This is a genomic window from Leptospira paudalimensis, from assembly GCF_026151345.1.
Taxonomy (GTDB): Bacteria; Spirochaetota; Leptospiria; order Leptospirales; family Leptospiraceae; genus Leptospira_A; species Leptospira_A paudalimensis.
The window spans coordinates 2,858,096-2,883,332 of the sequence record NZ_JAMQPR010000001.1 but is presented as its reverse complement, the minus strand read 5'-3'; the positions used below and the strand labels follow the sequence as shown (position 1 = coordinate 2,883,332).

At 38.1% G+C, this 25,237-nt stretch carries 25 protein-coding genes; 6 read left to right on the top strand and 19 right to left on the bottom strand.

Going from position 1 to position 25,237, the window contains the following annotated elements; all coding sequences use genetic code 11:
* Window positions 1-39 precede the first annotated feature (39 nt).
* Both ND855_RS13310 and ND855_RS13305 read left to right on the top strand, forming a co-directional pair.
* Entirely contained in the window at window positions 40-432 is a 393-nt protein-coding gene (locus ND855_RS13310) for an LIC_13241 domain-containing protein (protein ID WP_265358724.1), read from the top strand.
* A gap of 127 nt (window positions 433-559) precedes the next feature.
* Window positions 560-955 carry a hypothetical protein gene (locus tag ND855_RS13305; protein WP_265358723.1) on the top strand — a complete coding sequence of 132 codons (396 nt, stop codon included), beginning with the start codon at window positions 560-562 and terminating at the stop codon, window positions 953-955.
* A gap of 77 nt (window positions 956-1,032) precedes the next feature.
* Here ND855_RS13305 and lpxD read toward each other — a convergent pair whose 3' ends face one another.
* From lpxD to ND855_RS13285, 4 genes are all read right to left on the bottom strand, one after another.
* On the bottom strand, window positions 1,033-2,091 hold the full coding sequence (lpxD, locus tag ND855_RS13300; RefSeq protein WP_265358722.1) for a UDP-3-O-(3-hydroxymyristoyl)glucosamine N-acyltransferase: 1,059 nt from the start codon (window positions 2,089-2,091) through the stop codon (window positions 1,033-1,035).
* A gap of 93 nt (window positions 2,092-2,184) precedes the next feature.
* The gene (locus ND855_RS13295) at window positions 2,185-2,622 is read right to left on the bottom strand and encodes a DoxX family protein (protein ID WP_100715645.1); all 438 of its coding nucleotides are present in this window, start codon (window positions 2,620-2,622) and stop codon (window positions 2,185-2,187) included.
* A gap of 81 nt (window positions 2,623-2,703) precedes the next feature.
* Window positions 2,704-3,345, bottom strand: coding sequence for a RibD family protein (locus ND855_RS13290; protein WP_100715644.1), 642 nt, complete (start codon window positions 3,343-3,345; stop codon window positions 2,704-2,706).
* A complete protein-coding gene (locus tag ND855_RS13285; RefSeq protein WP_265355909.1) occupies window positions 3,342-3,539 on the bottom strand; it encodes a (2Fe-2S)-binding protein in 198 nt (65 codons plus the stop codon). Before ND855_RS13285 ends, ND855_RS13290 begins: the two co-directional genes overlap by 4 nt.
* Window positions 3,540-3,650: 111 nt before the next feature.
* Between ND855_RS13285 and ND855_RS13280 the strand changes: the two genes are divergently transcribed.
* Together ND855_RS13280 and ND855_RS13275 are read left to right on the top strand one after the other, a co-directional pair.
* On the top strand, window positions 3,651-5,006 hold the full coding sequence (locus tag ND855_RS13280) for an MFS transporter (RefSeq protein ID WP_265358721.1): 1,356 nt from the start codon (window positions 3,651-3,653) through the stop codon (window positions 5,004-5,006).
* The gene (locus ND855_RS13275) at window positions 5,003-5,230 is read left to right on the top strand and encodes a hypothetical protein (protein WP_015677408.1); all 228 of its coding nucleotides are present in this window, start codon (window positions 5,003-5,005) and stop codon (window positions 5,228-5,230) included. Before ND855_RS13280 ends, ND855_RS13275 begins: the two co-directional genes overlap by 4 nt.
* A 26-nt stretch (window positions 5,231-5,256) precedes the next feature.
* Here the strand turns inward: ND855_RS13275 and ND855_RS13270 are convergent, their stop codons facing one another.
* The 4 genes from ND855_RS13270 to ND855_RS13255 all read right to left on the bottom strand — a co-directional run bounded on the left by ND855_RS13270 (window position 5,257) and on the right by ND855_RS13255 (window position 9,671).
* The gene (locus tag ND855_RS13270) at window positions 5,257-6,066 is read right to left on the bottom strand and encodes an LIC13212 family protein (RefSeq protein WP_265358720.1); all 810 of its coding nucleotides are present in this window, start codon (window positions 6,064-6,066) and stop codon (window positions 5,257-5,259) included.
* Between the two features lie 68 nt (window positions 6,067-6,134).
* Entirely contained in the window at window positions 6,135-7,181 is a 1,047-nt protein-coding gene (locus ND855_RS13265) for an alpha/beta hydrolase (RefSeq protein ID WP_265358719.1), read from the bottom strand.
* Window positions 7,181-8,671 carry a DUF2779 domain-containing protein gene (locus ND855_RS13260; RefSeq protein ID WP_265358718.1) on the bottom strand — a complete coding sequence of 497 codons (1,491 nt, stop codon included), beginning with the start codon at window positions 8,669-8,671 and terminating at the stop codon, window positions 7,181-7,183. The genes ND855_RS13265 and ND855_RS13260 overlap by 1 nt, the downstream gene beginning before the upstream one ends.
* A 7-nt stretch (window positions 8,672-8,678) precedes the next feature.
* Entirely contained in the window at window positions 8,679-9,671 is a 993-nt protein-coding gene (locus ND855_RS13255) for a helix-turn-helix transcriptional regulator (protein ID WP_265358717.1), read from the bottom strand.
* 63 nt (window positions 9,672-9,734) lie between these two features.
* Between ND855_RS13255 and ND855_RS13250 the strand changes: the two genes are divergently transcribed.
* Entirely contained in the window at window positions 9,735-10,502 is a 768-nt protein-coding gene (locus ND855_RS13250) for an LIC13411 family adhesin (protein WP_265358716.1), read from the top strand.
* A gap of 5 nt (window positions 10,503-10,507) precedes the next feature.
* On the opposite strand, the gene ND855_RS13245 is transcribed toward ND855_RS13250, so the two are convergent.
* The 11 genes from ND855_RS13245 to ND855_RS13195 form a co-directional block, all read right to left on the bottom strand.
* The gene (locus ND855_RS13245) at window positions 10,508-10,870 is read right to left on the bottom strand and encodes an LIC13410 family lipoprotein (protein ID WP_100715639.1); all 363 of its coding nucleotides are present in this window, start codon (window positions 10,868-10,870) and stop codon (window positions 10,508-10,510) included.
* A 31-nt stretch (window positions 10,871-10,901) separates the two neighbouring features.
* A complete protein-coding gene (locus tag ND855_RS13240; protein WP_265358715.1) occupies window positions 10,902-12,155 on the bottom strand; it encodes an MFS transporter in 1,254 nt (417 codons plus the stop codon).
* A gap of 3 nt (window positions 12,156-12,158) precedes the next feature.
* Complete coding sequence (locus ND855_RS13235; RefSeq protein WP_265358714.1) at window positions 12,159-12,839, bottom strand: biliverdin-producing heme oxygenase; 681 nt, start codon at window positions 12,837-12,839, stop codon at window positions 12,159-12,161.
* 80 nt (window positions 12,840-12,919) lie between these two features.
* Complete coding sequence (locus tag ND855_RS13230) at window positions 12,920-14,050, bottom strand: hypothetical protein (RefSeq protein ID WP_265358713.1); 1,131 nt, start codon at window positions 14,048-14,050, stop codon at window positions 12,920-12,922.
* Complete coding sequence (locus ND855_RS13225) at window positions 14,047-14,823, bottom strand: GNAT family N-acetyltransferase (RefSeq protein WP_100715635.1); 777 nt, start codon at window positions 14,821-14,823, stop codon at window positions 14,047-14,049. Before ND855_RS13225 ends, ND855_RS13230 begins: the two co-directional genes overlap by 4 nt.
* Before the next feature lie 218 nt (window positions 14,824-15,041).
* Window positions 15,042-16,745 (bottom strand): glycosyltransferase family protein, encoded by a 1,704-nt coding sequence (locus tag ND855_RS13220; protein WP_265358712.1) that lies wholly within the window; start codon window positions 16,743-16,745, stop codon window positions 15,042-15,044.
* The gene (gene polA / locus ND855_RS13215) at window positions 16,732-19,563 is read right to left on the bottom strand and encodes a DNA polymerase I (RefSeq protein WP_265358711.1); all 2,832 of its coding nucleotides are present in this window, start codon (window positions 19,561-19,563) and stop codon (window positions 16,732-16,734) included. Before polA ends, ND855_RS13220 begins: the two co-directional genes overlap by 14 nt.
* Window positions 19,560-20,666: a glycosyltransferase gene (locus ND855_RS13210; protein ID WP_265358710.1), complete on the bottom strand. Its 1,107-nt coding sequence runs from the start codon at window positions 20,664-20,666 to the stop codon at window positions 19,560-19,562. The genes polA and ND855_RS13210 overlap by 4 nt, the downstream gene beginning before the upstream one ends.
* A 1-nt stretch (window position 20,667) precedes the next feature.
* The gene (locus ND855_RS13205; RefSeq protein WP_238760516.1) at window positions 20,668-21,270 is read right to left on the bottom strand and encodes an ATP-binding protein; all 603 of its coding nucleotides are present in this window, start codon (window positions 21,268-21,270) and stop codon (window positions 20,668-20,670) included.
* 93 nt (window positions 21,271-21,363) lie between these two features.
* Window positions 21,364-22,917 carry a glutamate--tRNA ligase gene (gltX, locus tag ND855_RS13200; RefSeq protein WP_265358709.1) on the bottom strand — a complete coding sequence of 518 codons (1,554 nt, stop codon included), beginning with the start codon at window positions 22,915-22,917 and terminating at the stop codon, window positions 21,364-21,366.
* Complete coding sequence (locus tag ND855_RS13195) at window positions 22,914-23,786, bottom strand: hypothetical protein (protein ID WP_265358708.1); 873 nt, start codon at window positions 23,784-23,786, stop codon at window positions 22,914-22,916. Before ND855_RS13195 ends, gltX begins: the two co-directional genes overlap by 4 nt.
* 80 nt (window positions 23,787-23,866) lie before the next feature.
* Between ND855_RS13195 and ND855_RS13190 the strand changes: the two genes are divergently transcribed.
* On the top strand, window positions 23,867-25,237 hold the full coding sequence (locus ND855_RS13190) for a DNA gyrase subunit A (protein ID WP_100715629.1): 1,371 nt from the start codon (window positions 23,867-23,869) through the stop codon (window positions 25,235-25,237).

Here is a 25,237-nt window from a genome sequence, read left to right as displayed (position 1 = left end):
CTGACAAAATAACAAAATCGAAAATAAAAAAAACAATCCATGAACTCAATTGACTTAAACGATTTACCGATTTTAAAAGAATTTTCGATCATCGCCTATAAGTGGTTATCTGAGCAATATCCAAATTCGGATCACAAAGAAAATTTTGATCCTAGTTCTGAACTTGTTTTCCCAATTCGATGGAAAACCAACATTGAAACTGGGGTCTTTGAATGGGTAGTCTCTGATATGGGATCCATTACACTCAGGTTAGGTGGAATGGAGGGCAATCGTCGTAACCCAGCACCCATCTTTTATTTGAGCCTTCTGAAAAAAGAGGGAGTGGGATTCCAATGGGCCGATCCCGACGGGAATTTTGTATCGTTCCCTGATCCGTCTATTTTAAATGATATCAAATCTCGAGTGTTATTGTACTTAGATTCTGTATCTTAAATGAGAAAGAAAAATGGAACTGAGTGCAGTTGTATTTGGATTCAGTCTCGTAAATCTAGGAAATCAAGTGTAGTTATTTATTTTTAAATGCCAAATAAAAAAATTGATAATTTTCTTTTTGATTATAATGCACTTAGACATTCCTAGTGATATATACGCATCGATTAGTAAAAAAGAATGTGATGTTTTTCACAAGGGTGTTTTCTCTTATAGTGTCGATATAGGCGAATTGATTGTTGTGAGAAATGAATTGGAAGAGGTGAGTTATCGAGTGTATCCTGATAAATTCATCAAGTCGTCTATTAGGTGGATTTCTTCTTGTGTTGCAGAGTATAAAGTATTGGAAGTTAAAGACGAATTTTTTAATGCAAATTTCGTGAAAAAGTTATATAGTTCAAAAAGTTTCCTACATATTACGGAAGTTTTCACTGATGGTTACTCTTATAAATTATCTGATAGTAAATTACCAGAGGTGTATTATGGGAAGGCTAAATTTTACAAGAAACCTGTTGGGACTCAATGAAAACCTTTTAGGAGTTTGAAGTTCACAGCCTACAACGTAAGCTGTGATGTTTTTACTAGAAACGATTGGGCAAAGTTTTAAGATTCTTTTGCTTCGATTCCCACTTTTTTTTCAATGTTCTCGATTCGTTTGAGCCATTTGTTTAGGTTCACAATGTTTTTGATATTCACGCGGTATTTTTGGAACTCTGGGAATGTAAGTCCTAAATCCCAACCCACATATACATCTTTTGTTTTTGGAGAAGTTCGTAAACTTGATCCACCAGCGATGATGGTTCCTTCAACAAGAGTTATGTGGTCACTAATGGCACAAGCGCCACCAATGATTACATGGTTCCCTAAAGTGACACTACCAGCAAGACCTGATTGGCCAGCGATGATTACATGGTCTCCCACCTTACAGTTGTGAGCAATGTGAACCATATTATCAAACTTACATCCGTTTCCAATCGTAGTATCAGCTAGTGCACCTCTATCAATGGTACAATTACTTCCGACTTCTACATCATCACCAATGACCACACGTCCCACTTGTGGAATTTTATTGTGTTTTCCTTCTGCAAAAACGAAACCAAATCCGTCCCCGCCAAAACTAGAATTTCCAAAGACAATGAATCGTTTTCCAACAATGGTATCATCAAAGAAGACACAGTTTTTTCCAATCCTTGCACCATCACCAATTTGAACACGATCTCCAATTTTGACACCGTCTTCAATGATGCAGTCGTTTCCGATCACACTGTCTTTTCCAATGGTTACAAAATGTCCGATGTCTGTATTCGATCCTACCTTCGCAGTAGGATCAATGGCAACATTTGAACTTCGTTTTCCCGAAGGTTGTTTTTCTGGAAAAAATAACCGAATGATCTTTGCAGTTGCGAGTTCCACTTTCGGAACAACGACAATGGCTTTATCACTAAGAGAGTCTGCAGTTTCAGATGATACAACAAGTAAAGATGCTTTTGATGCTTTTGCTTCATTGACAAAGGTTTTAGAAGCAACAAAGGAGATATCAGTTGGCCCTGCAAGTGTCAACGATGTGAGGCCAGTGAAGTTAACAGCAGAGAGGGTTTCGGAATTTAAAAATTTTGCTTCTGGAAGAAGTGTTTGGAGTGTAGTTAGATTGATTTGAGTCATCTCCGATTCCTTATCATTGGATTTAAGACAAGGAATCAGAGAGGTTAAAGTTTGGCTAACACTATTAGGTAGTTTTATCCAACAAAGTTTTGGTTATCCTTCAATTTTGTGTGCAATGACATCATCTAAAGAGAACGATCCAGCTCCTTTGATGATTAATGGAATCGCAAGACCCACTGCAAGGATATGGTATTCATAACCGTAACCATTATTGTTTACAAAAAAACCATTTGGTAAGTGTACGAGCACTGCTGCTACAACCATAGTGGATGCAATTCCAAACGCTGCGAGGCGAGTGAAAAGTCCAAGGATGAGTCCAATCGCGCCAAAAAATTCTGCAACGATGGCAAGAACTCCAAAAATGTAAGGGATCCCTAAACTTCCAAAAAATCCCATCGTTCCTTCGAATCCGTATCCACCGAAAGATCCGAGAACTTTTTGAGCTCCGTGTGGGAAAATGACGAGACCGAGTGTCACACGAAGGATCGTGAGAGTGATGTCTTTGTTAGTAGCGAGCAATTTGTAAAACATAGAACCTCTTATTGCTAAATAGTTTAATATCAAACTACTTAATGATAGGGAAATGGGTCAATCTAAAATTTAGAATTTTTTCTAAGTTTTTTCGTACACGAGAAAGATCTCGTTTCCTTTGGCAAAATGTTGTTTTAAGGTCCAATTCTGTTTGTCAAAACCTGGAAGTTCGGAAGTCCGATCGGCAATCCCTGCAAGGCCTGTTTTTCCAATGATGTAAGGCACAACTGTGATATAAATGCGGTCCACAAGATCCGCTTCCAAAAAGGAAAAATTGAGTTTAGGGCCACCTTCGAGCAGGACATTTTTGTATCCTTTTCGTTTGAGGATCCCTGTCACTTTTTTCGGGTCAATGTCATCGGAATCCAAAGCAAAGATCTCAGCTTTGTTCTCTAAACTGGTTTTGATTTCTTTTAAATTGGATTTTGTACAGATGATGAGTGGGATGTGGTCGGATTCCTCAAAGACATGTTTGTCAGGAGGAAGGGTTCCTTTTCGGACAAGGATGACAGGCCGTGGGTTTAAGGCATTGGGAACTGCACGGATTTTAACGATGGGGTTGTCATTGATGATGGAGTTTTTTCCAATGAGGACTGCATCGGATTGAGAGCGGTAAACGTCCATTTGGGTTTTGTCTTCCGAAGAAGTGAGGCCATACCAACGGCCATCGGGGCGAACAACCTTTCCATCCAAGGTCATTGCCATATTAATCGATAATTTCATGAAATTTTCCTCCGAGAGAGATTCTGCAATTCGCGCTGGAGGATGTGGTAGACCTGCATTGAACAGGTCCCGCAGCCGGTAGAGGCTCTTGTTGTTTCTCTAATTTGTTCCATGGTTACGGCACCCGCATGGATGGCACGGACTAAATCTTCTTCCGTCACCATTCGACATAAACAGACCCGTTTTGGTCTCATTAGGGAATTTAAATCGAAAGGATCCATACCTGAACTAATCATTTGACAGATTTACGAAAGGGAGGGAAACTCTTTAATTACTTTCAACCAAGGAAAATTCTGAAACCCTCTATGTCCCAAGACAAAAACCCGGAAGCCAAAAAGAAAAAAAACCGTGAAATTTTCGGATGGTGTATGTTTGATTTTGCGAACTCATCCTATACCACAGTCATCATCAGTGTCGTTTATTGTGAAATTTTCACAAGACTCGTCGTACCGGCAGAAGTGGGATCGGACAATCCGTTCCGTATCGGGAATACTCTCTGGGCATGGGCACTGGCAGCATCCTATTTATTTGTAGTTGCAACAGGTCCCATTTTTGGTGCCATCACAGACTATAGTTCTAAGAAAAAATTATTCCTTTTCCTAAGTTACGTTGGTTGTGTTGTCGCAACCTTTTTACTCTATTATGTCGAACCAGGAATGATTTGGCTCGGAATGGTGCTTGTCGCTTTCTCCAATTTTTTCTTTGCTTCAGGCGAAAACTTTGCATCCAGTTTTTTACCCTTCCTTGGATCCAAAGAGGATCTAGGAAAAATATCTGGATACGCATGGGGGATTGGTTACTTCGGTGGGATTGGATCCGTTGCACTTGCTACCACACTTGGTGATTATACCTTAGATAATTTCGATAACCTAAAGTTAGTGGGTCCTTACACTGCAATTTTTTTCTTAATCGCAGCGATTCCTACATTTTTATTCTTAAAAGAACCACATCTCCCACTTGGAGTATCACATAAGGTAAATTATTTTAAAATTGGGAAAGACCGAGTGATCCAAACTTTAAAGGATGCAACTCACTTCAAAGATTTGATGATCTATCTTGTTTCCTTATTTTTTACAATGGCGGCACTTGCGATTGTCATTTCGTTTGCTTTCATTTATGGGTCTCAAGAAATTCATATTGAAGCAGAACACAAACAAGCAATGTTTATCTTCATCCAAATTTCTGCTGCAATTGGTGCACTTGCGTTTGGTGTGATCCAAGATAGTATAGGTGCTAAAAAAACCTTCAACCTTACTCTTGTTTTGTGGCTTGTGACTTGCGGATTAATTTATTACGTTCATGACCTTACAACATTTGCGAATGGTGTCCTTGGTAAAAATTGGACAGTTCAGTGGGTGTTTGTTTTTATTTCTTCTCTTGCGGGAATGGGGCTTGGATCCACACAATCTGCTTCAAGGGCACTTGTTGGTATCTTTAGTCCAGAATCAAAATCAGGAGAGTTTTTTGGGATGTGGGGACTTTCCGGTAAAATTGCGGCTGCTTTAGGACTCTTTTTGTTCGGTTATATCCAAACTTTGGTGAGTTTACGAAATGCCTTTCTCGTTGTTGCTTTCTTTTACTTTTTATCACTTCTCATTAACTTATTTGTAAATGAAGAAAGAGGAGTTGAGGCGGCCAACCGTTTCCAAGAAAAAACATGATTGTAGAAGACGAGGACGATTTTGAATTACACCAGAGCCAAAGAAATTTGGCTCTCGCTACCATCGATGAATTGATGTTAACGAAAATGGATTTGTTAGATGCCGAGAAAAAAGTCCCTCGTTTTATCAATAATGCTTTGTCTTATTTAAAAAGGAAGTATGTGACCGAGGAGCAGACGATTTCGCAGCTCCTCATGAGTCGAAGGGAAAAACAACAATCTTGAGGTTTTGTATTTAGATTTTTTTAATTTTAGTTCGTGTTATAATCCAAAATTTTTGTGATCATTTGTTTTTGATCCAATTCAATACTACGTAATTTAAAAGCAGTTTGTTTTGATATTTTACGTAACATCTTTTTGTAAGACATCATAATGTGTTTTTGTTTGTCATAAGGAAGTGGATCTTTTTCGTCATTTAACACCATTGCAATGTCAGCTTCTGAAGTTTGTACAGGATCATTTGGCCAGATGGTATCAGAAGTTAAAGATCGAAAGTACTCCAATCGAATATCAGAGTTGGTATCCAATTTTGCTTCTCCCTTTTCATCTTTCTCAGGACTTTCTGATCTTGGAGATGGGTTAATGAGGCGACGCATTTCTTTGACATGGATGGTTCCATCTGCATTCACTCTACGGAATGCTAAAATGATTTTGTCTAAGTCGCTAAAATCCTCTTTGGGATAAATATATGCAATTCCATCATATAAAAAAACAGTAGGAAAATCGATGTAGGATTGCCCTTGTGGAAGTTTGATTTCCAAATACGGTTTTCCATCTTTATCTTTTTTATATAATTCTTTGTGTTCCTGCGGAGTTTGTGCTAAGTATTGTGCTGCCGTTTTATCGACACCTAACTCCTGTAATTTTTTCATCTTACGAAGGTTTTCAATGATACTCGCATGTAGGGTATCAATTTCGTTGTCTCCAAACCCATTTTTCCTTTGTAGGTCGATTTGTTTTTGGGACTCCCTTTCCTTTAAAGTGGCGGAAGCTGGTTTTTCTGCAAAAACTGCAGTCATTCCTAAAAAGTAACAGAGAAGAATGGAAAATCGTAGCATCATGACATACCTCTAGATGTTGTCCTTTATAGTATCGAATCTTTCTGTGTCGATTCTTGAATGGAAGTGAGTTAGATTTTTATTTGAGAAAAAAATCGCAACATGGCCTGGAATAGGTCATCCTCTGCTTCTTTTGCCTTGGGGATGAGGCCAGACAATTGGATATAACCATGTACAAGGGATGGAAAATGCCTTTCTTCCACTTTGACACCAGCGGTTTGGAGGTGTTTGGCATAAGTTTCGGCCTCTTCTCGCAAAGGATCAAAACCAGCAATTCCGATGTAAGTGGGGGGCAGTCCCTTTAACTCTTTGGTTTCCGCTAAAACTGGTGAATTCTGAATGAGAAGTCTGTCCTTGGTTTGGGGTAGATAATTTTGGATGAACCACCGCATAAGGGACTTTGTTAAGACATAATTTTCACCAAAGAGTTCATAGGTATCGGATTCTTTGGAAGTATCAAGCATAGGATAGAGTAAAGCTTGGTAAATGGGAGCTTGGACGTTGTTCTTTTTGGCACGTAAACAGAGAGTAGTGGCAAGAAGGGCTCCCGCACTGTCCCCACAGACCGCAATGGCCTTAGGAGAGCCGCCAAAGATATAGGCAGAATTGCGGACATATTGGTAAGCAAGCCATGCATCTTCATGGGCAGCAGGATAAGGGTGTTCCGGTGCTAACCTGTAGTCCACAGCAATAACGATACTTTTTGTATAATGAGACAATTTGCGACAGAACGAATCATGTGTCTCCAAATTGCCGATTGTGAGTCCACCACCATGGAAAAAAAGAACGGTTGGTAAGTTTCTCTTCTGTGGATTTGCATTGTACACACGGATAGGAATAAATGAGGCACTAGGTGTTGGGATGAGTTTGTCTTCAATATGAGCGATGGGAAATTCCGCTTCTTCAAACAATTTCATTTGGTCCCTATAGTGTTTTCGCGCTTTTTCAGGACTCATTTGTTCCATTTTGGGAAGGAATTTCGCAATGTTACAAGCTAGCGCACAACGTGGATCCAAAACATTGGTTTCGTTTGTGTTGTTCTTTCGTGCGAGAGTGGATATCCAATTCTCAGGTAAGGAAAAGACAAACTGTGCGACTGATTTTTTGATACCTAACATTAAATAACCGATAATCTTTCTTGTAACATTCTATAGATTAAAAACAAACCATAACTATCTAATTTGCAGTAAGCTATCAAATCCTCCAAAACACGTTTTTTTTCTTCGGCTGTCACCTGCTTTTTTATCAATCTCAAATATTGGTAATTGGCATCTTGTCCTTCTCGGATTGTAAGTCCAAAATGGCTTTCGTCACTAAAACAAGGTAGGATTTCCTTCAGAGATGCCTTCCCATTTTGGCCAGGATGGTAAATCCAAAGTTTTTTAAATGGCAAAGCAAGGTCGATAAACATCGATTTGATTGAATCCCAAAACTCTAAGTACTCGGGGAAGACGGTTGCTGATTCTTGGATGATCAATTTTTCAAAAAAATCATTAAACGAGAAGATGGTAATGCCTTTTGGAAGGTCATTTTGTAGATGTTCCATTACATTCTTTCTAGGATCACTTCCCAAATCATCATGTAAGTACGTTTTGTGCGTTAAAGTATCAGTTTCCTGGTCCCAAATGTGAAGCGAATATAAATAGGGGATGTGTTGGAAGGGTTTTGTCACTGGATAAATCGGGAGATAAGGATTGATGGATTCAAAATCAAGGAAGGCAACAGATTTTGTCACATTAGATAGGTACAGTGAAAGTGCTTCTGTATCAAAATGAACCTTTCCTGAACGATGTGACTCTTTTTGAATTTTTTGGATGGGTGAAAGTTCTGAATCAGGGACAGACTCGTACGAACTGTACCCTAATTGAAACCATTGTTTTGCCAACTCAGAACTATCGCGGTAATCAAAAATTTCCTTCGCAGTTTCTTTTCCTTTTGCACAGTGGGAAGGTGACAAACATGTCTTTAAGGAACGGCAACTCGGTTTGTTCTCAAGAAATGAATAAGGAAAACTTCCTTCGTTTCCAGTTTGGATGGTTTGCAAAAATAGATTCCACTCTTCTTCTCTGACACCAAACTCTGATTCCATTCGGGATGTTACATCATCAATGAGTAAATATTCTTCCGATGGAATTTCACCACCTTTATACACAAATTTAGTTTGGATCCGAATGAGTTTAAATCCAAGGACGCGGTAACCTAAACCTTCTACCAATTTTTGGTAAAAGAAAAAGGACCGAAGGATGTCTTGTTTGATGGAACCAATCGGACGAAAATCCCAAAGGATCCAACCATCTCTCTCTTTTTCGTATTCCATCAATTCGACACTACCCACAAAGTTTTGGAATCGAAGTTGGGAACCAAAATGTGAAATATTTTGTTTTAAATAATCTGATGATAACTCAATCGACTCCTCTCTGTTAGTCGATTTTTCAACAGTAGGTGTGCCAGGAAATAATCCTTTGCATAATGAAAGAAAATCTCCCCATTCTAAATAACCACCAAAGGATGCGGTATTTGGTTTTTGTATGACTCCATCACGGATCAAATGGAACGCATTTTGGCATTTAAGAGCTTGTAAGTATAATGATTTTGTAATAGGAGTCAAAGGGTTATCAAACGAGTTGGTATAAATTTTCCCATTCACTTACATACTTGGCAAATGTAGATTTCCATTCGGTACTACATTCAACTAATGCTTCTGGTAAGATTACAAAAAATTGAAACAAAGCATTTTGGTTTGTTGTTATCACTTTGTATTTGTTTTCAATGTTTTCGTAATTTGCACCTTCCAAAAACGACTTCCATCTCTCTTCATAATTCTCATGGATCGTGAAATTGATTTCTGTTACTGGATGGACTTTTAGAGAAAGAGGATGAAAGTTTAAATCTTCCTTTGTGATTTTCAAATTCGAAAAAAACTCTTCTTTGGTTTCTTTTTTTACAGTGATTCTGGGAAGGATAAAACGTCGTAGAGATTTTTTACCTCGGTCATAGGCTAACACATAAAAGTCTGTTGTGTTTTTTCGGATCAAACGGTATGGCTCAATGGTTCTTTCTTTTTCATCATAACCATATACAATGGTAATTGCTCGTTTGTCTTTGATGGCTTGCAGGATTTTTTCTGTGTTGGTTGTATCAACTGCATTTTCATCAGAATCAATTGATACTACTTGTTTTGTTAGATTGGGTATCAAATCCAAGTGATGTGAAAATAGTTTTTGTGACAAACTAATGAGTTCTTTTGATAACTCAGAACTAAATAAAACTTTGGATAAATACTCTAATTCTTCTTTGGAAAATTTTAATGAGCGATCAATGGATTCTTTTTCAATGTAATAGGGAAAAAAGTCTTCAGATTGGTATCCATATTGAGCGACTTTGATATTAAATCCAAGGCTCTTTAATTGGTTAAGGTCACGGTATAATTTTTTTCGATCCGATTCGATGTCTTCGTTTTTATAAAAACGTGGCATGATGGTTCGAAATTTTTGGAAACTAATTCCCTTTGGTTCACGTAAAAGGTTGAACAACAAACTAAAAAGGCGAACCTCAGTTTCGTTCATTTTTTTTACTTCAATCATGGGAAATTCTTCAAAAGAAGCCATATCTTCCCAAAAAGTTTGTTTTTTTGATTCCGAAAAGTAGAAAATGAAAAAAATTGGAAAAGAATGCGTTTCATCGGCCCAATCATTTGCCTCGTATTGACAGTCAACTGTGCTACCTATTGGAAAAATCGGAAAAATGATCTGAAAGATATTGTGACCGTAGGAGCTGAAACTCCGATGTATGGAGCAGCTGTTAAAGTAGGACCACTTCCCATTGGATTTGTTTTCCAAGGTGGTGAATCAGAAATGGGAAAACGCGATTTAGGTCGTGGTGTTGGAATCAGAGGTGGAGAAATAGGTGGGTATCATTCCCAACAACTCGTCTTTGGTATCTTAGGTGGAGAAAGTTTCCATTCAGGTTCTCCCGTTTTAGATGCTAAAGGTAATTGGCTTGTGGATAAAAAAGGTATCCCGCTCACGAATGATGAAAGGTCCAATTTAAAAAGTTATAAAATGAGATATTATTCTTATTTTTATGATCCCGTCAAAGATAGAAAGGTAAGAAAAAAAGAACACTTTAGGCGAGAACTTACGAAAGACATAGTTGCAAGCACGGGACAAAAAGATTTTTTAATTTACCTTCCCAAAGAAGATTTAAAACCATTTGGTTATCCTCCCGGTTATTCATGGAATGTCGAAGTTGTTGGTGGTGTGTACGGAGGAGCAAGAGTAGGATTTAATATTGCCGAAGCTTTTGATTTTCTGTTAGGTTTTACAACTGTTGATTTGTTAGATGATGATGTGGAAGGAAAGGAAAAACCAAGTTTCCCTGGTTTTCCATTCCCAGCCCCAACCGACCAAGAAAACGAAGAAGAATCGGAAGGACCTTAATTCAATTATAGTTTGAAGTCTTTTGCAGTGATTTTGTTTTTAGGATCAAATGTTAACTTTAAAAACTTCTCAACTGTTTCTGGTTTTTCTTTGAGAGTGTAGTATTGTTCTGGAACATCACGGTCTTCTGCAAAGTACCAAGTCATGACAGTTCCACTTGGATCAATTGATTTTTCAGTTGGTTTGCCAAGGACTGCTTCTGTTTTCACCAATCCATCACCTACTTTGATCATATCAATTTCAAGTTTGCGAAGTGCAGTGTGTGGGTGAACTTTTGTGCTTCCTGCTTGTACTTTGTTTCCTGAGGAACAAGCAACAAGGAATAACACGGATGTAAGTGTACTAAGGATCAATAATCGTTTGAACATAAACCTTTCCTAAAATGGATTCGGAAAAATTCTACAGGATTGGATCTGGATTGGCAAGTGTAATCTTTTCTCTTTCTTCATCGATTCGGTTGATTTTACTCAAAATCTTTTTAAAAAATGGAATTGTCATAAAAACAAGTCCAATCTCTAAAAATCCAAAAAAGAAGGAAAGGGCAGAAAAACTGTATTCTTGGGGTAAGAGGGAATTAAAAACTGACTGCATTTGCACAGAAACAATGGGACCTAACATAAACCCAAGGGAACCCACTCCCGTAAATGCCGACATAGTGGTGGCTGTGAGTCCAGGTTTTGACATCTTACTTGCAAGCATCATCGAAGGTACAAACATCACACCAGCTCCAACTCCACAGATGAGTAAAAAAATGAATAAAAACCAATAATCATTAGTTGTTCCTGATAGTCCTAAAAACACACCGTATATGGTGGAGCCAACTAAAACGAGTGGCAAAACGCCTGTTTTGCGAGACAATAAGGCTGAAGGATAGGACAATAAACTCATCGGAAAAAGCACAAGTCCCAAAAACACACCTAACATCCCTGGGTGAAAAGCTAATGTTTCCCTCAAATGGATGTTAAATGAGGAAATGATAAATCCAACAGTAAATCGATCGATAAAATTAAATAAAAAGGGAACAAATAAGAATGGGTTCTCTAATATAGCCAATTTTAAATCATATAACTTAAAATCTTTTACTTTATGAATTCCTTTGTCTTTTAACATGAATAAACTCATGATTCCAACAAAGACTAATATACCAGATCCAACATAAAAAGGTAATAAAGGATTACTCCTACCTAAAATTCCAAGAGGCATTCCAAATGCTCCACCAAGGGATAAAAACATACCGGTGATTCCCATCAGAATTCCTTTGCCATAATAACGTTTATTTTTAGGATCATTCTCCTGGTCAGCAGCAGAACTTAAAAGTAATCCAATAATGAAGATGTGGGATGCTCCTTCTAAAAAACGAAGGAATAAAAATAAACCCATATCCGTAACGACAGTTAAAAGATAAAATAATCCTGCGTCCAAAAAACAGAATAAACTGATGAAGTATTTTCTGTTTTTAAAACGATCAGAAATGATTCCCGCAACAGGAGCAAATAAAAAAGAACCTAACATGGGTATGCTTGTGAAATAAGCAACTTCCCAGTTGGATCCGAGCAAACGATCTTTTACGATGTCTTTGACAACGGGCACAATCATTGTGACCGGCAACATCGATAAAAATACTAAAGTTACGAGTGTATACGGGAATCCCAAAAATTAACCTGCTGGTAGAAGAGTTTGGTAACGTTCCATTCCAATATTTTGTTTTAGATCGGAATCAAGTTCCATAAACAAAAATTTATTCAAATCAAACGTAGTTTTAGCTTCTTCTAGTAGTTCTGTTTTTTGTGAATCATTCAAAGGTAAGGTATCCAAATTTTGGCGATAAATTCCTTTAAATGCCATTAGATCTTCGATCTCTGGAAATTCATAAAAAGCAGTTCCTTCATTCCCTTCCAGACCAAAAGTTTTTGCCACTACTTTTTTAATTGCCTGACCACCAGATAAATCTCCCAAATAACGCACGTAAGCTTGTGCGACTAAAAGTTCAGGTTTGGAATTTGCAATTTTGCGAATATGATCGATGTAGTTTTGAGTCGCTTTGGAGACTTCACCACGAAGTTTTGTGCCAAACTTCTTTTGAAAACTGGAGATATCCTCTAAAAGGGCTTTTTCACGAAAAAGGGTTGGGAAGTACAATTTGGATAGGATGGGATTGTCTTTATTTTGGCGGTAGAGGTCTTCCATGACTTGGTACACTGCATGTAAACTTTCCAATTGGTAGGTGTAGGTTTGTGCGTCCAATCCCCCTCGGAAAATCGCACGGATGTAAGGTACTTTTTCCGTTTCCTCGTGTTTTTGTGCCGTCCCCTCTCGTAACATCATTGCAACTGACATAATGACTCCTTATCTCTGTATGTGAGAATCAATCTCATATATGACACTTCCCTGACAATTGAGAGAACTGTCAAAGAGATTTATAAGGAGTCTTCTTGGATTGTTGACTTCCAGAATTCGAGTGGGGTGGACTTTCTTTGTTCTGGGTAGAGGAAATAAGAGAGGAAAAAAATCAGGATCGAAACAACAATCCCGATGGTGGCAAGGACTACGTCTTTTCCCACTTTACGGAAGGTATCCAGGTAAGGGAGGTCCTTATAGGTGATGACATTTAAAATGATCTCACGTCCCGCGAGGAGGCCAAGGAAGGCCCAAGTGGTGGACATTGGGATATTGCTAATTGCTTGGAAAAAAAATAACAAACTTCCATACACCAAATCGACGATTGTTGCTGCCTTTGCCCATTGGATATCGGATTTTTCAGAAACCACTTGTTGGATGGTGCCACCATTAGTTCGGATGATCACAAGAAGGGCAAAGATTAAAATGAAAACGGCAACAAGGAACTCAATGATTCCTAATTGTCTAGGAAGGAAAACTGCGATATTGGCTGTGTCCTGGAAAAGCCATGCAACCCAAAGGTACATCGTCGATAACCATTGTAAACGTGACCAACGCCTTTCGGAAACAGGGTCAGGTGTGTGAACCTCATGGTATTCATGTGGGTCAACTTTGACAAGAATGGCCCATACTACAATGGCAACGAGGAAGGCAAGTCCATACCCAAAAAAGGATTTGGTTAACATTTGGTCGATGCTTTTGCCACCAAACAAACCTAAGACGAGAAATGTTGTGGATACAGGTGCTCTAAGCCTTGTGATGACAACGAGTAAAACAGGTGCTAGGAGTTGGAGTAAATTGAATTCTGTTGTTTCGGGGATAGAATCCAATCTGTGAAAGTGGATTTCTCCGCCATGGAAAAACCAGGCAAGTAAGTGCACAAAAAATAAAAGACCACCGAATACGAGGATCTTATGGAGCCAATGGACTGACTTTTTACTTTCGATAAAGGTCCCGATGGTTTGGACTGCATCATTTCCTGCCACAGAGAATGATGCAATCGCGAAGGAAAACCATCCGAGATAATACCGAGGAATGCCCAGGAAATAACCAGCTGTGATCCCTATCACTAAAACGAAGGTAAAAACGAAAAATCGAATTTGGTCTTGTTTTGTTGGGTGCTGGTAATCAATTTCCTGGTTTTGGCTCATGCATTCATATAGTGTTTCGCATATCTCTCCGTAATTTCCTTGCGGTCGAAAAGAATGAACACGTCTGTAGTACCAAAAACAGAATCCAGTGCAGGAATTCCACAGATTTTAGCACCCACTCGGAGGTATCCTTTCAAAAGTGGAGGGATATTTTTGGAGATTGATTTAGGATCTTCTACATGAAAATTTGCATCAAAACCTGGGAGAACGTAGTCAGGGTTTGGATACACGCGAAATTCTTCTGGTGCAATCGCATCTTTTGCTTTTAAAAATCCATAAGACTGTGATGCAACAGATGCATCAGTAGAGTGGATGGAACCACAACCCATGAGATAACGCACATTATGTTTGTTCATGAACTCTGCAAGGCCTTGCCATAATAAAGATATTACGGAACCATCTCGGTATTCAGGGTGAACACAAGAACGTCCTACTTCTGCTATTTCATCTGGTAGGTTGTAAATAGATGTGATATCAAATTCGTTTTCGCTATAAAAACCGATTCCGTTTTTAGCATTTTGACGAGTGAGGATTCGATATGTACCAACGATTTTTTTATCTTCTGTCGATTTATCGATTACGATTAAATGGTGGCAGTATAAGTCATACTCATCACGATCTTTTCTGGTTGCAGAAGATTGTGGCAGACCTTCTCCCATTTCTAGATTAAACACTTCATAACGTAACGCAAGTGCTCTTTCGATTTCAAGTTGGTTTTCTGCTAAACGAACTTCTAAGATTCGTTCTGTTTTACTGATAGTATTTGGTTTCATAGGATTTGTTTTCCTCTTTTTTATCTATCTGTTACGCTAAAGGATCTCGGTTACGAATATGTGACATTCCAATGAAATTCCAGGAAAGAATGTAGAAATGGATTCATTACAATTTGGTGACACACTTCACTCTTAAAGGAGACAACCTAATAGAATGGTTCTCTTTTTAAATAAAGTAAAGAAATTTAATTCTAATTCGGATCGAAAAAACGGGTAAACTATACTGAACAGTTTTGCGATTCTTTCTTTGCATCGTAAAATCTGAAAGAGTCTAGTAATGAATACTTCAATCTTAAGGATTCAATATTTGTTTGGATTGGAACCGCCAAATACCCGTTCCATGAACATGGCTTAGAATCTGAATTGGACACTGTAAAACCAGGATGGAATTTCTGGTTGATCACAAGGAATTGTCCTTTGGGGAGAGGGCCAAAGGTAAAACTGTCTGGTTCCCAGTTTGTGGGTTTGACTGATTGGAGGGATGGACTTAGAAAAAATTCTCCATGGTAATTTTTGGAATCATAAGTATCATTCAAAAAGTTATAAGTAAGGTTTTCATAAATGTCATTGATCGATACATTTGCTCTAAGTGCCGGTAACATCCTGGAGTCAGAGCCATAATCAGGAAGAGAACTGATTGTGATCGGATAACTTTCCTCATTATGAATGGATTCAGAAGGAGGTTGTAAGATAAAAATTTCATCCAAATACTTAGTATTCATTTTTCGTACATCGAGTGTGTGAATGAATAATAGGATTAATAGTGAAATGGAAACATAGGTTTTAAATTTTGGACGAATCAATTCCAAAATTGAATCTAAACAGTTTACCAAACACCACCCATACAAAAAAACTACGCTGAGACTCCACCTGGGATACACTCGTTCCTGGGAGTAGATAGGTAAGTGTTCTAAAAGGTTTGCGGGGGAAAAGATCGAGGTTTTACCTAACATGATCCAAATCGTAATTCCAAGTAACCCTAATACAAAATAAAACCGTCGTTTGGTGAATAATAATAGTGGAAACGCATAAAAAGGAATTTGGCCAAGATAGTTCCCGTATTCCCAATAACGGTATTGCATTTGTGATAAGGATTGGGAAAGCAGTGGGTGTTGGGAAGTTCCAAAGAAGATAGGATATAAATCAGAAATGGATAGTGGGAATTGATCGGGAACAAAATACCTTCCTACTTGGTGGACAAATAAAAACATAGGAATCCATTTAAAGGAAAGAACAACAAGAATCAATAATACTACTTTAGAAAACTGGATAAATGATTTTGTTGGATTGCTTGATTTGTAAATTTCCCAACCACTTAAGAAAAATAATAAAAAAGTAATTTGTGTGATTGTATAAATCGCACCTTCAGATAACAAAATATAGGCGATAAGGATGACAACAAAGGAAATCCACTTGCTTTTATTTTGAATGGTGTATAAAAAATAAAAAACAAACGCTGGCAAAAACAAACCTTGGACTTGGTTCATATGTCCAGCATAGAATTTTTGAAAAAAATACCCTGAGAATTGAAAAAAACAAACAAAGATTGTTGTCGTGAGTTTTGAAGATTTGTTATATAATTGGAAGGAATGGTAATTGAATCCTCCTGCGAGTACAAAATAAAATATGTAACTTAGTTTTAAAGCAGTAAGGCTTGGAAATAGAATCGCAAGAAGATGTGTGAAACTTCCTAATTTACTCGAAGGATTTTCCCAAACAGGAAAACCAGCTCCATAATACGGATTCCATAGTGGAAAACTACCAAAGTCTAAAAACGATTTCCGTAAAAACTCAACATGAAATGTATACAAGTCCCAATCAAAACGACCTAGTAAATCGTTTGATTGGAAAACAATCGAAAAGTTCCAAAGGTAGACAACAAAAAAGAATAAAAGGCCTAAACTCGACCTAATGTGCTTCATCCCAATTTCCACCAAACTTCCCTTGTGCGACAATTGGAACTTTGAGTTTCATTGCAGATTCCATTTCTTCTTTTGCCATTTGGTAAAATTCTTTTTTTTCTTTCGGATCTACCTCAAATACGAGTTCATCATGCACTTGTAATAAAAGTTTGGATCGAAAGGATTCTTTTTTGATTTTTTCATGGATCCGAATCATAGCCAATTTGATCATATCGGCCGACGTCCCTTGGATTGGGGAATTGATCGCAACTCGTTTGGCACCTTCACTTACCATTTTATGGGTAGAGTGGATATCGGGAAGGTAACGCCTACGACCAAGTAAGGTTTCTACATATCCATTTTCTTTGCAGAACTCAACAATCTCTTCCATATAAGTGGCAACACCTTTGTAAGCGGCAAAGTATTTTTCAATAAACTCTTTTGCTTCTTTTCGGCTGATTCTCAAATTATTAGATAAACCAAAAGATGTAACACCATAAATCACAGAAAAATTCACCACTTTTGCTTTGTTTCGCATATCGGGAGTTACTTGGTCTTCCGAAACTCCAAAAATACCTGCTGCTGTTCGTTTGTGAATGTCGGCTCCCGATTTGTATGCATCAATCATATTGGGATCATTAGAGAAATGAGCCATGATGCGAAGTTCAATTTGACTATAATCAAGGGAAAGGATTTCAAAACCTTTTTTCGCAATAAACCCTTTCCGTAACAACCTTCCTTCTTCATCTTTGATGGGAATGTTTTGTAAGTTTGGATTGGTAGAAGAGAGTCTTCCCGTTGCTGCAATGGTTTGGTTATAACTTGTGTGGATCCGATTGGTTTTTGGATTCACAAGTGTTGGCAATGTATCCGTATAAGTGGATTTTAATTTTGAGAATTTACGAATTGCCAATAAATCATCGATGATGGGATGAGTACCTTGTAGAGATTCTAAAACCGAATGGTCAGTTGAATACCCTGTTTGCGTTTTTTTCTCAGCAGGCAGTCGTAAGTCTTCAAATAAAACTGTTTGCAATTCTTTTGTTGAATTAACATTAAACTGTCTTCCCGCATAAAAATGAATGTTTTTTTCATGTTCTTTGATTTTGGTATCAAAGGTAACTGACAATGATTCGAAGTATTTTTTGTCTACGGCAATTCCTTCAAATTCCATATCAGCCAATGTAAGTAGTACTGGCATTTCCATTTCATAAAACAGTTTTTTATGTATGCCTTCTTCCATTTTAGGTGCAAGAGTATTATGAAGTTGTAAGGTAATGTCCGCATCTTCACAGGCATATTCGGATACTTTGTCTGGATCAATATCGTAGAGATTTTGTTTCTTTTTTCCAGTGCCAACTAACTCTTCGTAAGTGATAGTTTTGTAGTTTAGGTAATCGACTGCCATATCGTCCATATTATGGCGTCGTTCTCCTGGATTTAAGAGATAGGAAGCAAGCATTGTATCAAAGTAAATGCCTTTTAATTCAATCCCATAATTTCTAAATACAAGGAGATCGTATTTAATGTTTTGGCCTAATTTTTTCCATATTGAATCCTCTAACATCGGTTTGAGTATCTTAAGTGTTTCTTCTGCTGAAGGGAGAAGGTGGCTGTAAATAGATTCTGAATGCGAAAATGCAATGTAATAAGCAACACCTGGTTCTTCTGAAAAAGAGATACCAAGTATTTCTGCCATCATCGGGTCTTGTGAGGTTGTTTCAGTATCGATAGATAATGGTTTTTTAGGGTTAAGTTTTGAGATGATCTTTTTTAATTCATCAATGGACTGAATTCGTTTGTATGACTTTTTGGCGACAACTGCAGTCGTGGAAACAGCAGATTTTCCTTTTTTGGATCCATCTGAAGAAACTTCTGTGATTGTTTCTTTTTTTCCTTTCGATGATTTTTTGGCCGCAGGAGATTCTTCTTTTGTATCAACATCACTTACAATGGGAATCCCTGCTTGTTTTGCTAAATCACGATGGAGGACATTGTAACCTTCATCCTTAAAATACTGAACTTTTTTGGGGTCATGGTAGTTTGGTAATTTTAGATCCGACTTTTTGATGTCTAGTTTGAGATTGGTTACAATGGTTGCCAGTTTCCTGGATAAAAATGCATTTTCTTTTTCAGCAATGAGTTTATCGATAAGTGATTTGTTTTTGACCTTATCAATTTTTTTGTAAATGGTTTCTAAATCTCCAAATTCTTGGATGAGTTTTGCGGCACCTTTTTCTCCAATCCCTTTTACGCCAGGAATATTGTCAGAAGCATCACCTAGAAGTCCCATATAATCAGGAACTTGTTCTTTTGTGATCCCAATATTTGCCTTCACCCACTTGGGATCTATTTTTTCAAATTCAGATACACCCCGTTTCCCACGTAACATGTGTATGTTTTTGTCTAATACTTGGTATAAATCTTTATCACTTGAAAGGATGACAATCTCTTCAAATTCTTTCCCAAATTTTTTGCATAAGGAACCAATGATATCATCTGCTTCGATTCCATTGATTTTATACATGGGAAATTCCAACGCTTGTAACATTTCATAAATTTTATGAATTTGAGGTTTTAAATCCTCTGGCATAGGTTTTCTATGCGCTTTGTATTCTTCATAAAGATCGTTTCTTTCTAACCTTGTGCCTGGATCAAATGTGAAAGCAATATGGGTGACATGTTCATCTTGGAGCAGTTTAAATAGCATCCTCCAAAATCCAAAAATAGCACCACTGGGTAATCCAGTTTTGGAATTGGTTAGATTCGAAGCTGCAAATGCAAAATAAGCCCGAAAGGCAAGTGCATGCCCATCAATGATTAATAGTCTCCCACTCATTTGCCTTCTCCGTATAAGGAATCACCTAAAAAGGAATAATAAATCAATTTAGTTTTATCGATTGTTTTTGTAACAGAAAATCGTTTAACAGAAGTTTTATTGAAGTTTCCGAATTGCTCCCTTAGGTCTTCTGAAGAAACAAGTTTGTCTAGACCTTGGGCAATCACTTCTGAATCTCCCACAGGGCAAACAAATGCACCTTCGTTATGATCCAACATCTCTCCAATCCCACCACCATTGGTTGCGACAATAGGCAAACTACAAGCCATTGCGTCTAAAACAGCAGTCCCAAGTCCTTCTTCCTTTGACGTGAGTGTAAATATATCGAATAAGGAAAGTAAGGCGGGAATATCCTTTCTATATCCAGTGAAAATAATCTTATCATTTAGGTTTAAACTTTCGGTGAGTGTTTTTAGTTTTTTTTCTAGTTTCCCTTCGCCCACAATTAAAAGCCGAAAATCCAAATTTGTTTTCATCTTAGAGATGGCATGTATTAAGGTTTCTTGGTCTTTGTGGTCAACAAGGGCAGCCACATTTCCAATGATCACCGCTTTTTTGGGAATTTGAAACTCTTCACGTAAGTATTCATGTGCAGTGGGTTTTGAAAATCGTTTGAGATCAATCCCAGAATAAACAGTGATGATCCTTTCTGGAGCAATTTTGCTACTGATCATTACTTCTTTAATTTTTTGAGAAACGGGAAGGTAATAATCGTTAGCTGGGTGTTGGTATTTCCATCTGGAGAAAAAACTAGTTTTTGGTTTAAAATCCACTCTCCTTGATACGATGAGAGGAATATTGAGATGGTTTCGTTTGGCTAGCAATGCTAATGTATGTGCATGTGCAGTATGAGTGTGGATTAATTTGATATTTTTGGATAAACAGAGAGATCGAATATTCTTATATGCTTTTCTGTCCCATTCTCCACGCATCTCAATGGGAACAAATTCGTATCCATTGTCTTTACATTTTGTTTCGAGTGGAGAACCTGGTTGACCCACTACCATTTGTGGGATTTTGTAATTTGCCAAACCTTGAACGAGATAATAAAGCTGTTGTTCTCCACCGCGCCATTCGCGAGAAGTGTTGATATGTAGGATCAAATTATAAGTGTTTGGAACGGTCGTATTCGAGAGCGACGATGGATCCCATAACTTTGAATCCAGCAGGTGCTTCGTCTACCATTCCTTCTCCGTGAAACATTACTTTAACGGAGTCCATCATGGCATTGATTATTTTCAATCCTTTTCCCATGTTCTTATGTTTTTGGCCGGAACCATTATAAGGAAGGGTTTCTGGTTTTTTGCTTTGGTGGTTTTTGATGTGATCGAGGAAGGTTGAAAAACATTGGGATTGGTTGGAACGCAAAAGTTCTTTGTCATTGTCTGGAACGGGTGACTCACCCGATAAACCTGATCCATAATCCAAAATGTACAAAGTGAACTTTGCAGAATCAATCCGCCAACGGCAGATGATGGTCTCATCACAGTCACAAGATACATTGGCAGCAACGGCATTGGTGAGTGCTTCGTCGGCTGCGAGTTCAATTTGCATGATGTTGTCAGAACTGAACCCATTGTCTTCTAACGTTCGTCTTAATTCACAGCGGAATTGTTTGACAGAGGACATATCGGGAGGCAGGAACATGGCGTATGAACCTGGCGAAGGGCTTAACAGATAGGGAATCACTTCAGATGGTGCTGTCAATGGCCGCCTTTTCCTCTCTCTCATCATATTACACGATACGAAGTGAGAAAAAAAGTCAAAAATACCCGAAAACGGAACGTCTGAGTAAAAAATTTACCTAAGTGAAATACCTAAGGAACCTGCCAATTGTTCCATACGTTTGACCATCTTCTCTTGTCCCAGTAGGCTAAAGAGGATAGGAAGTTCCAATCCATGTGACTTACCTGTCGTGATCGCACGAATTGGCATAAAAAGAGTCCTTCCTTTTTCGCCAGTCACTTCGCCAACTTTTGCCATTATTTCTTTGTATGTATCAGGAGTGGTGAGAGAACTTCCTTTGACCATATGGTAAAAGTGAGTGACGACTTCTATTCCTTTGCCTTCGGACACCAATTGTTTGGCTTCGTCATTTTCGAAACTGACATTCTCTAAAAAGAATTCTTCAATGTAAGGAGGGGCTTGGATGAGTCTGTCCAAATACACACGAACCGAATCCAAGATGGAAAGGAGTTGTGGGTTCTCACCTGACTTATACGCGTCAGGGATTTGGCAGTCTTTTAAAAATGGTTCGAGTGCTTTGCCAAGAGTTTCAATTTTTGCATCACGGATGTACTTATTGGACATCCAATTGAGTTTTGATTTTGGGTTTAGGTATTCAGCAAGGCCAAGTAAGGAAAGTTTATTGAAGTCGACAGTTTCTTTTTCTTCTTCTTTGAGTTTTTTGAATACATCGAAGGTTGCAGGAGATTTCGAACAACGTTCCACATCAAAGACAGAACACAATTCATCATCACTCATGTATTCTTTTCCGTCGGGGGAAGTCCATCCAAGGAGTGCCATGTAGTTCCGCATCGTTTCACTTGAGTATCCTAAATCACGGAACGCAAGGACAGATGTGGCACCAGCTCGTTTGGATAGTTTTTTACCATCTGTTCCAACAATTTCGCTGGCATGTGCAAATCGTGGGAGAGGGAAGCCAAATGCTTCAAAAATTAAAATTTGTCTTGGTGTATTGGAAAGATGGCCAACACCTCGGATTACATGAGTGATGTTCATCAGTGCATCATCGATCACCACAGCATAGTTATACGAAGGGAATCCATCCGACTTTACGATGATAAAATCACCAATGAGTTTTGATTCAAACTTTACTTTGCCTTGGATCATATCATCTACGATCACAATTTTGTGAGGTGTTTTGAACCGAACTGTAAAGGGAGTTTTTTTCTCTAGTTGTGAATGAATTTCTGCGTCACTTAAATCAGAACATTTTCCATCATAGATGTAAGGAATCCCCATTGCATCTGCTTGTTTTTTTTTGCCTTCTAGTTCATCTGCCGTACAAAAACATCGATAAGCTTTTTTTTCTTGGATGAGTTTGTCTGTGTATTCTTTGTAGATATGGATTCGTTCTGATTGAGTATAAGGCCCGTTAGGTCCACCAACTCCAGGACCTTCGTCCCATTCCATTCCTAGCCATTTGAGTGATTCTAAGATGATTTTGAAGGATGCTTCTGTGGATCTGTCTTGGTCTGTGTCTTCGATCCGAAGTAAAAATTTCCCTTTTTTTGCCTTTGCATATAAATAATTAAATAGAGCAGTCCTTGCTCCACCAACGTGGAGGAATCCGGAAGGGGATGGGGCAAAACGGGTACGAACTTCTGTCATTTGATTTCCTCTTTGAGTAAAAAATCTCCCAATCGTTTGTATCCAAATGGTTCTTTGGTTTTGGTAGTGAGACCATTGGTATAGGGAGGAACAAAAAATAATTGCAGATTGTTTTCTTTATAAATGGGTTTGAAAAAAAGTTTGTCCGGTTCTGATTCATTCCATTCATAACTAAGTTGGTGGTAGTCGTAGTTTGTGGAAGTATGTTCCGTAACAATCGTTTGGTTGTTGATTTTGGTGTATGTGCTGGAAGATGTAAAAAATTGATTGGAACCAAGATTGTGAGACCAACGATTTTCTCCACCAATTTCAGAACGATTTCCTTCTTCTAAAAGGATTCCCGTATCTCCATTGAGTTCAAACACTTCCATCTCATCGATGACAAACTTATTTTCTTTATAAGCGATTTGGTTTTCGAGAAGTGTTTCGATTGTATTTCCCTTCACTTCTTTGAAAAAAGATTCCTTATAAACAAAGACAATTTTTTTCTCAAGTTTATCTCGTTGGAATTTTCCAACTTTGCGATTCCAAATAAGTTTGTAGGATTCAACAACGTCATTCCCAAATTCTGCATTGATATTGTTTGAAAAATTAGTGTCGTAAGCAATGAAACTGAACTCAATTTTTTCTGCATATCCACTGGATTTGCCTGGTTCCCATTGGATACAACGGTAATGAGAAGACCCATCTTTGAAGAAAGTGGAACTCATTTTTCGAGGTGATTTGAGGAATAAAACGGAAGCAGGAATTTCGGATTTAGGATCTCTCGAAAGGAGAGAATTGACTGTTTGGCAACTCCACCCAGAAAAAAAAATCAAGAACCAGATTAGCCAATGAAAACGGGAGTATTCTTGAGTTTGTGGGGACATAGATAGGTGCGTATCGCCAGTCTAAAAAGGGAAAACCGCTTGACAAGTCAATTCATCGCACCCCTGTGTCATTTGGAACCATGAAGAACGAAGAACAGTATCCGAAACGCCCCTTTGAAGACCAAGTTAACGATGACCAAAGGAAATACTCCCGCTATGTATGCGATTCGAGAGCCATTCCACAAGAAATTGATGGCCTAAAGCCTGTTCAACGACGCATTCTTTGGGCGATGTGGAACTCTGATGCGAGAAACCGTCATACCAAAACAGTAAAAGTAGCGGGTCTTGCGATGGGATACCATCCACATGGAGACAGATCGATCCAAGATGCCCTTTCCCAAATGGCACAAGACTTTGCATTTGCAAACAACTATCCTTTGGTTCATGGGGAAGGAACTTTTGGTGACGTACTTGATCCCAATGCAATTGCATCTCCCCGTTATACAGAAGTCAAACTTTCTGACTTTGCCAAAGACTTAGGATTTTTTGAAAGTTTACCTGACATTGATTATGTCAAAAACTACGATGAAACAGAAGATGAACCAATTCATTTTGTTGGAAAGGTTCCTGTTGTTCTCTTAAATAACATCCAAGGGATTGCAACGGGATTTCGTTGTTTTATTCCAGCACACAAACTCAGTGACGTCATTGATTCTCAAGTCACGTATTTAAAAACGGGCAAACCGAAAAAGATCACTCCATGGTACAAAGGGTACGGTGGAGAGGTAAAAATGTCCAAAAATGACAATGGAAGCACTGTCATGTCTACTACATTTGGTTTCAAAAAAGAAGATGGGAAATTGTTTTTAGTAGATTCTCCCATGAACTGGAACCGTGAAAAGGTTGTGAACTACTTAGATGATTTAATCGAAAAGAAAGACAATTGGTTAAAGGACTACATTGATCATTCCAGCCAAACGTTTAAAATCGAACTTGTTGCTAAAAAAGGCGAAGAACCTTCCGAGAAAGAAATCAAAGAACTTTTCTCCAAAGAAAACAATGAAGTATTAACCATCAATGTCATCACACATGAAGGAAAACTTCGTAATTTTGTTCCAGAAGAAATCATCAAACGTTTCTGTGATTTCCGAAAAACCCATCTCATCCGCAGATTCAAACGACTTGCTGGGTTAGAAAAAGAAAAAATTGATCGGAACTCCGAACTCATTCGATTCATCAAAGAAAAATGGAACGAAAAAGTAACAGGCATTAAATCGAAAAAAGAATTCGAAGAAAAGTTAAAAGCTGCCAAATTCGTTTACTTCGAATGGTTGAGTTCCATTCCCGTTTACCGTATGACTTTGGAAGAAGTTCGTAAATGTGAAGAAGCCATTGTAGAAGCAAAAACCAAATACACTGAGTATACGGCTTTGCAAAAAGATGATAAAAAACTCACAGGATTTATGACTGATGAGTTGGATGAACTGAAGAAAAAATGGGATCCGAAATAG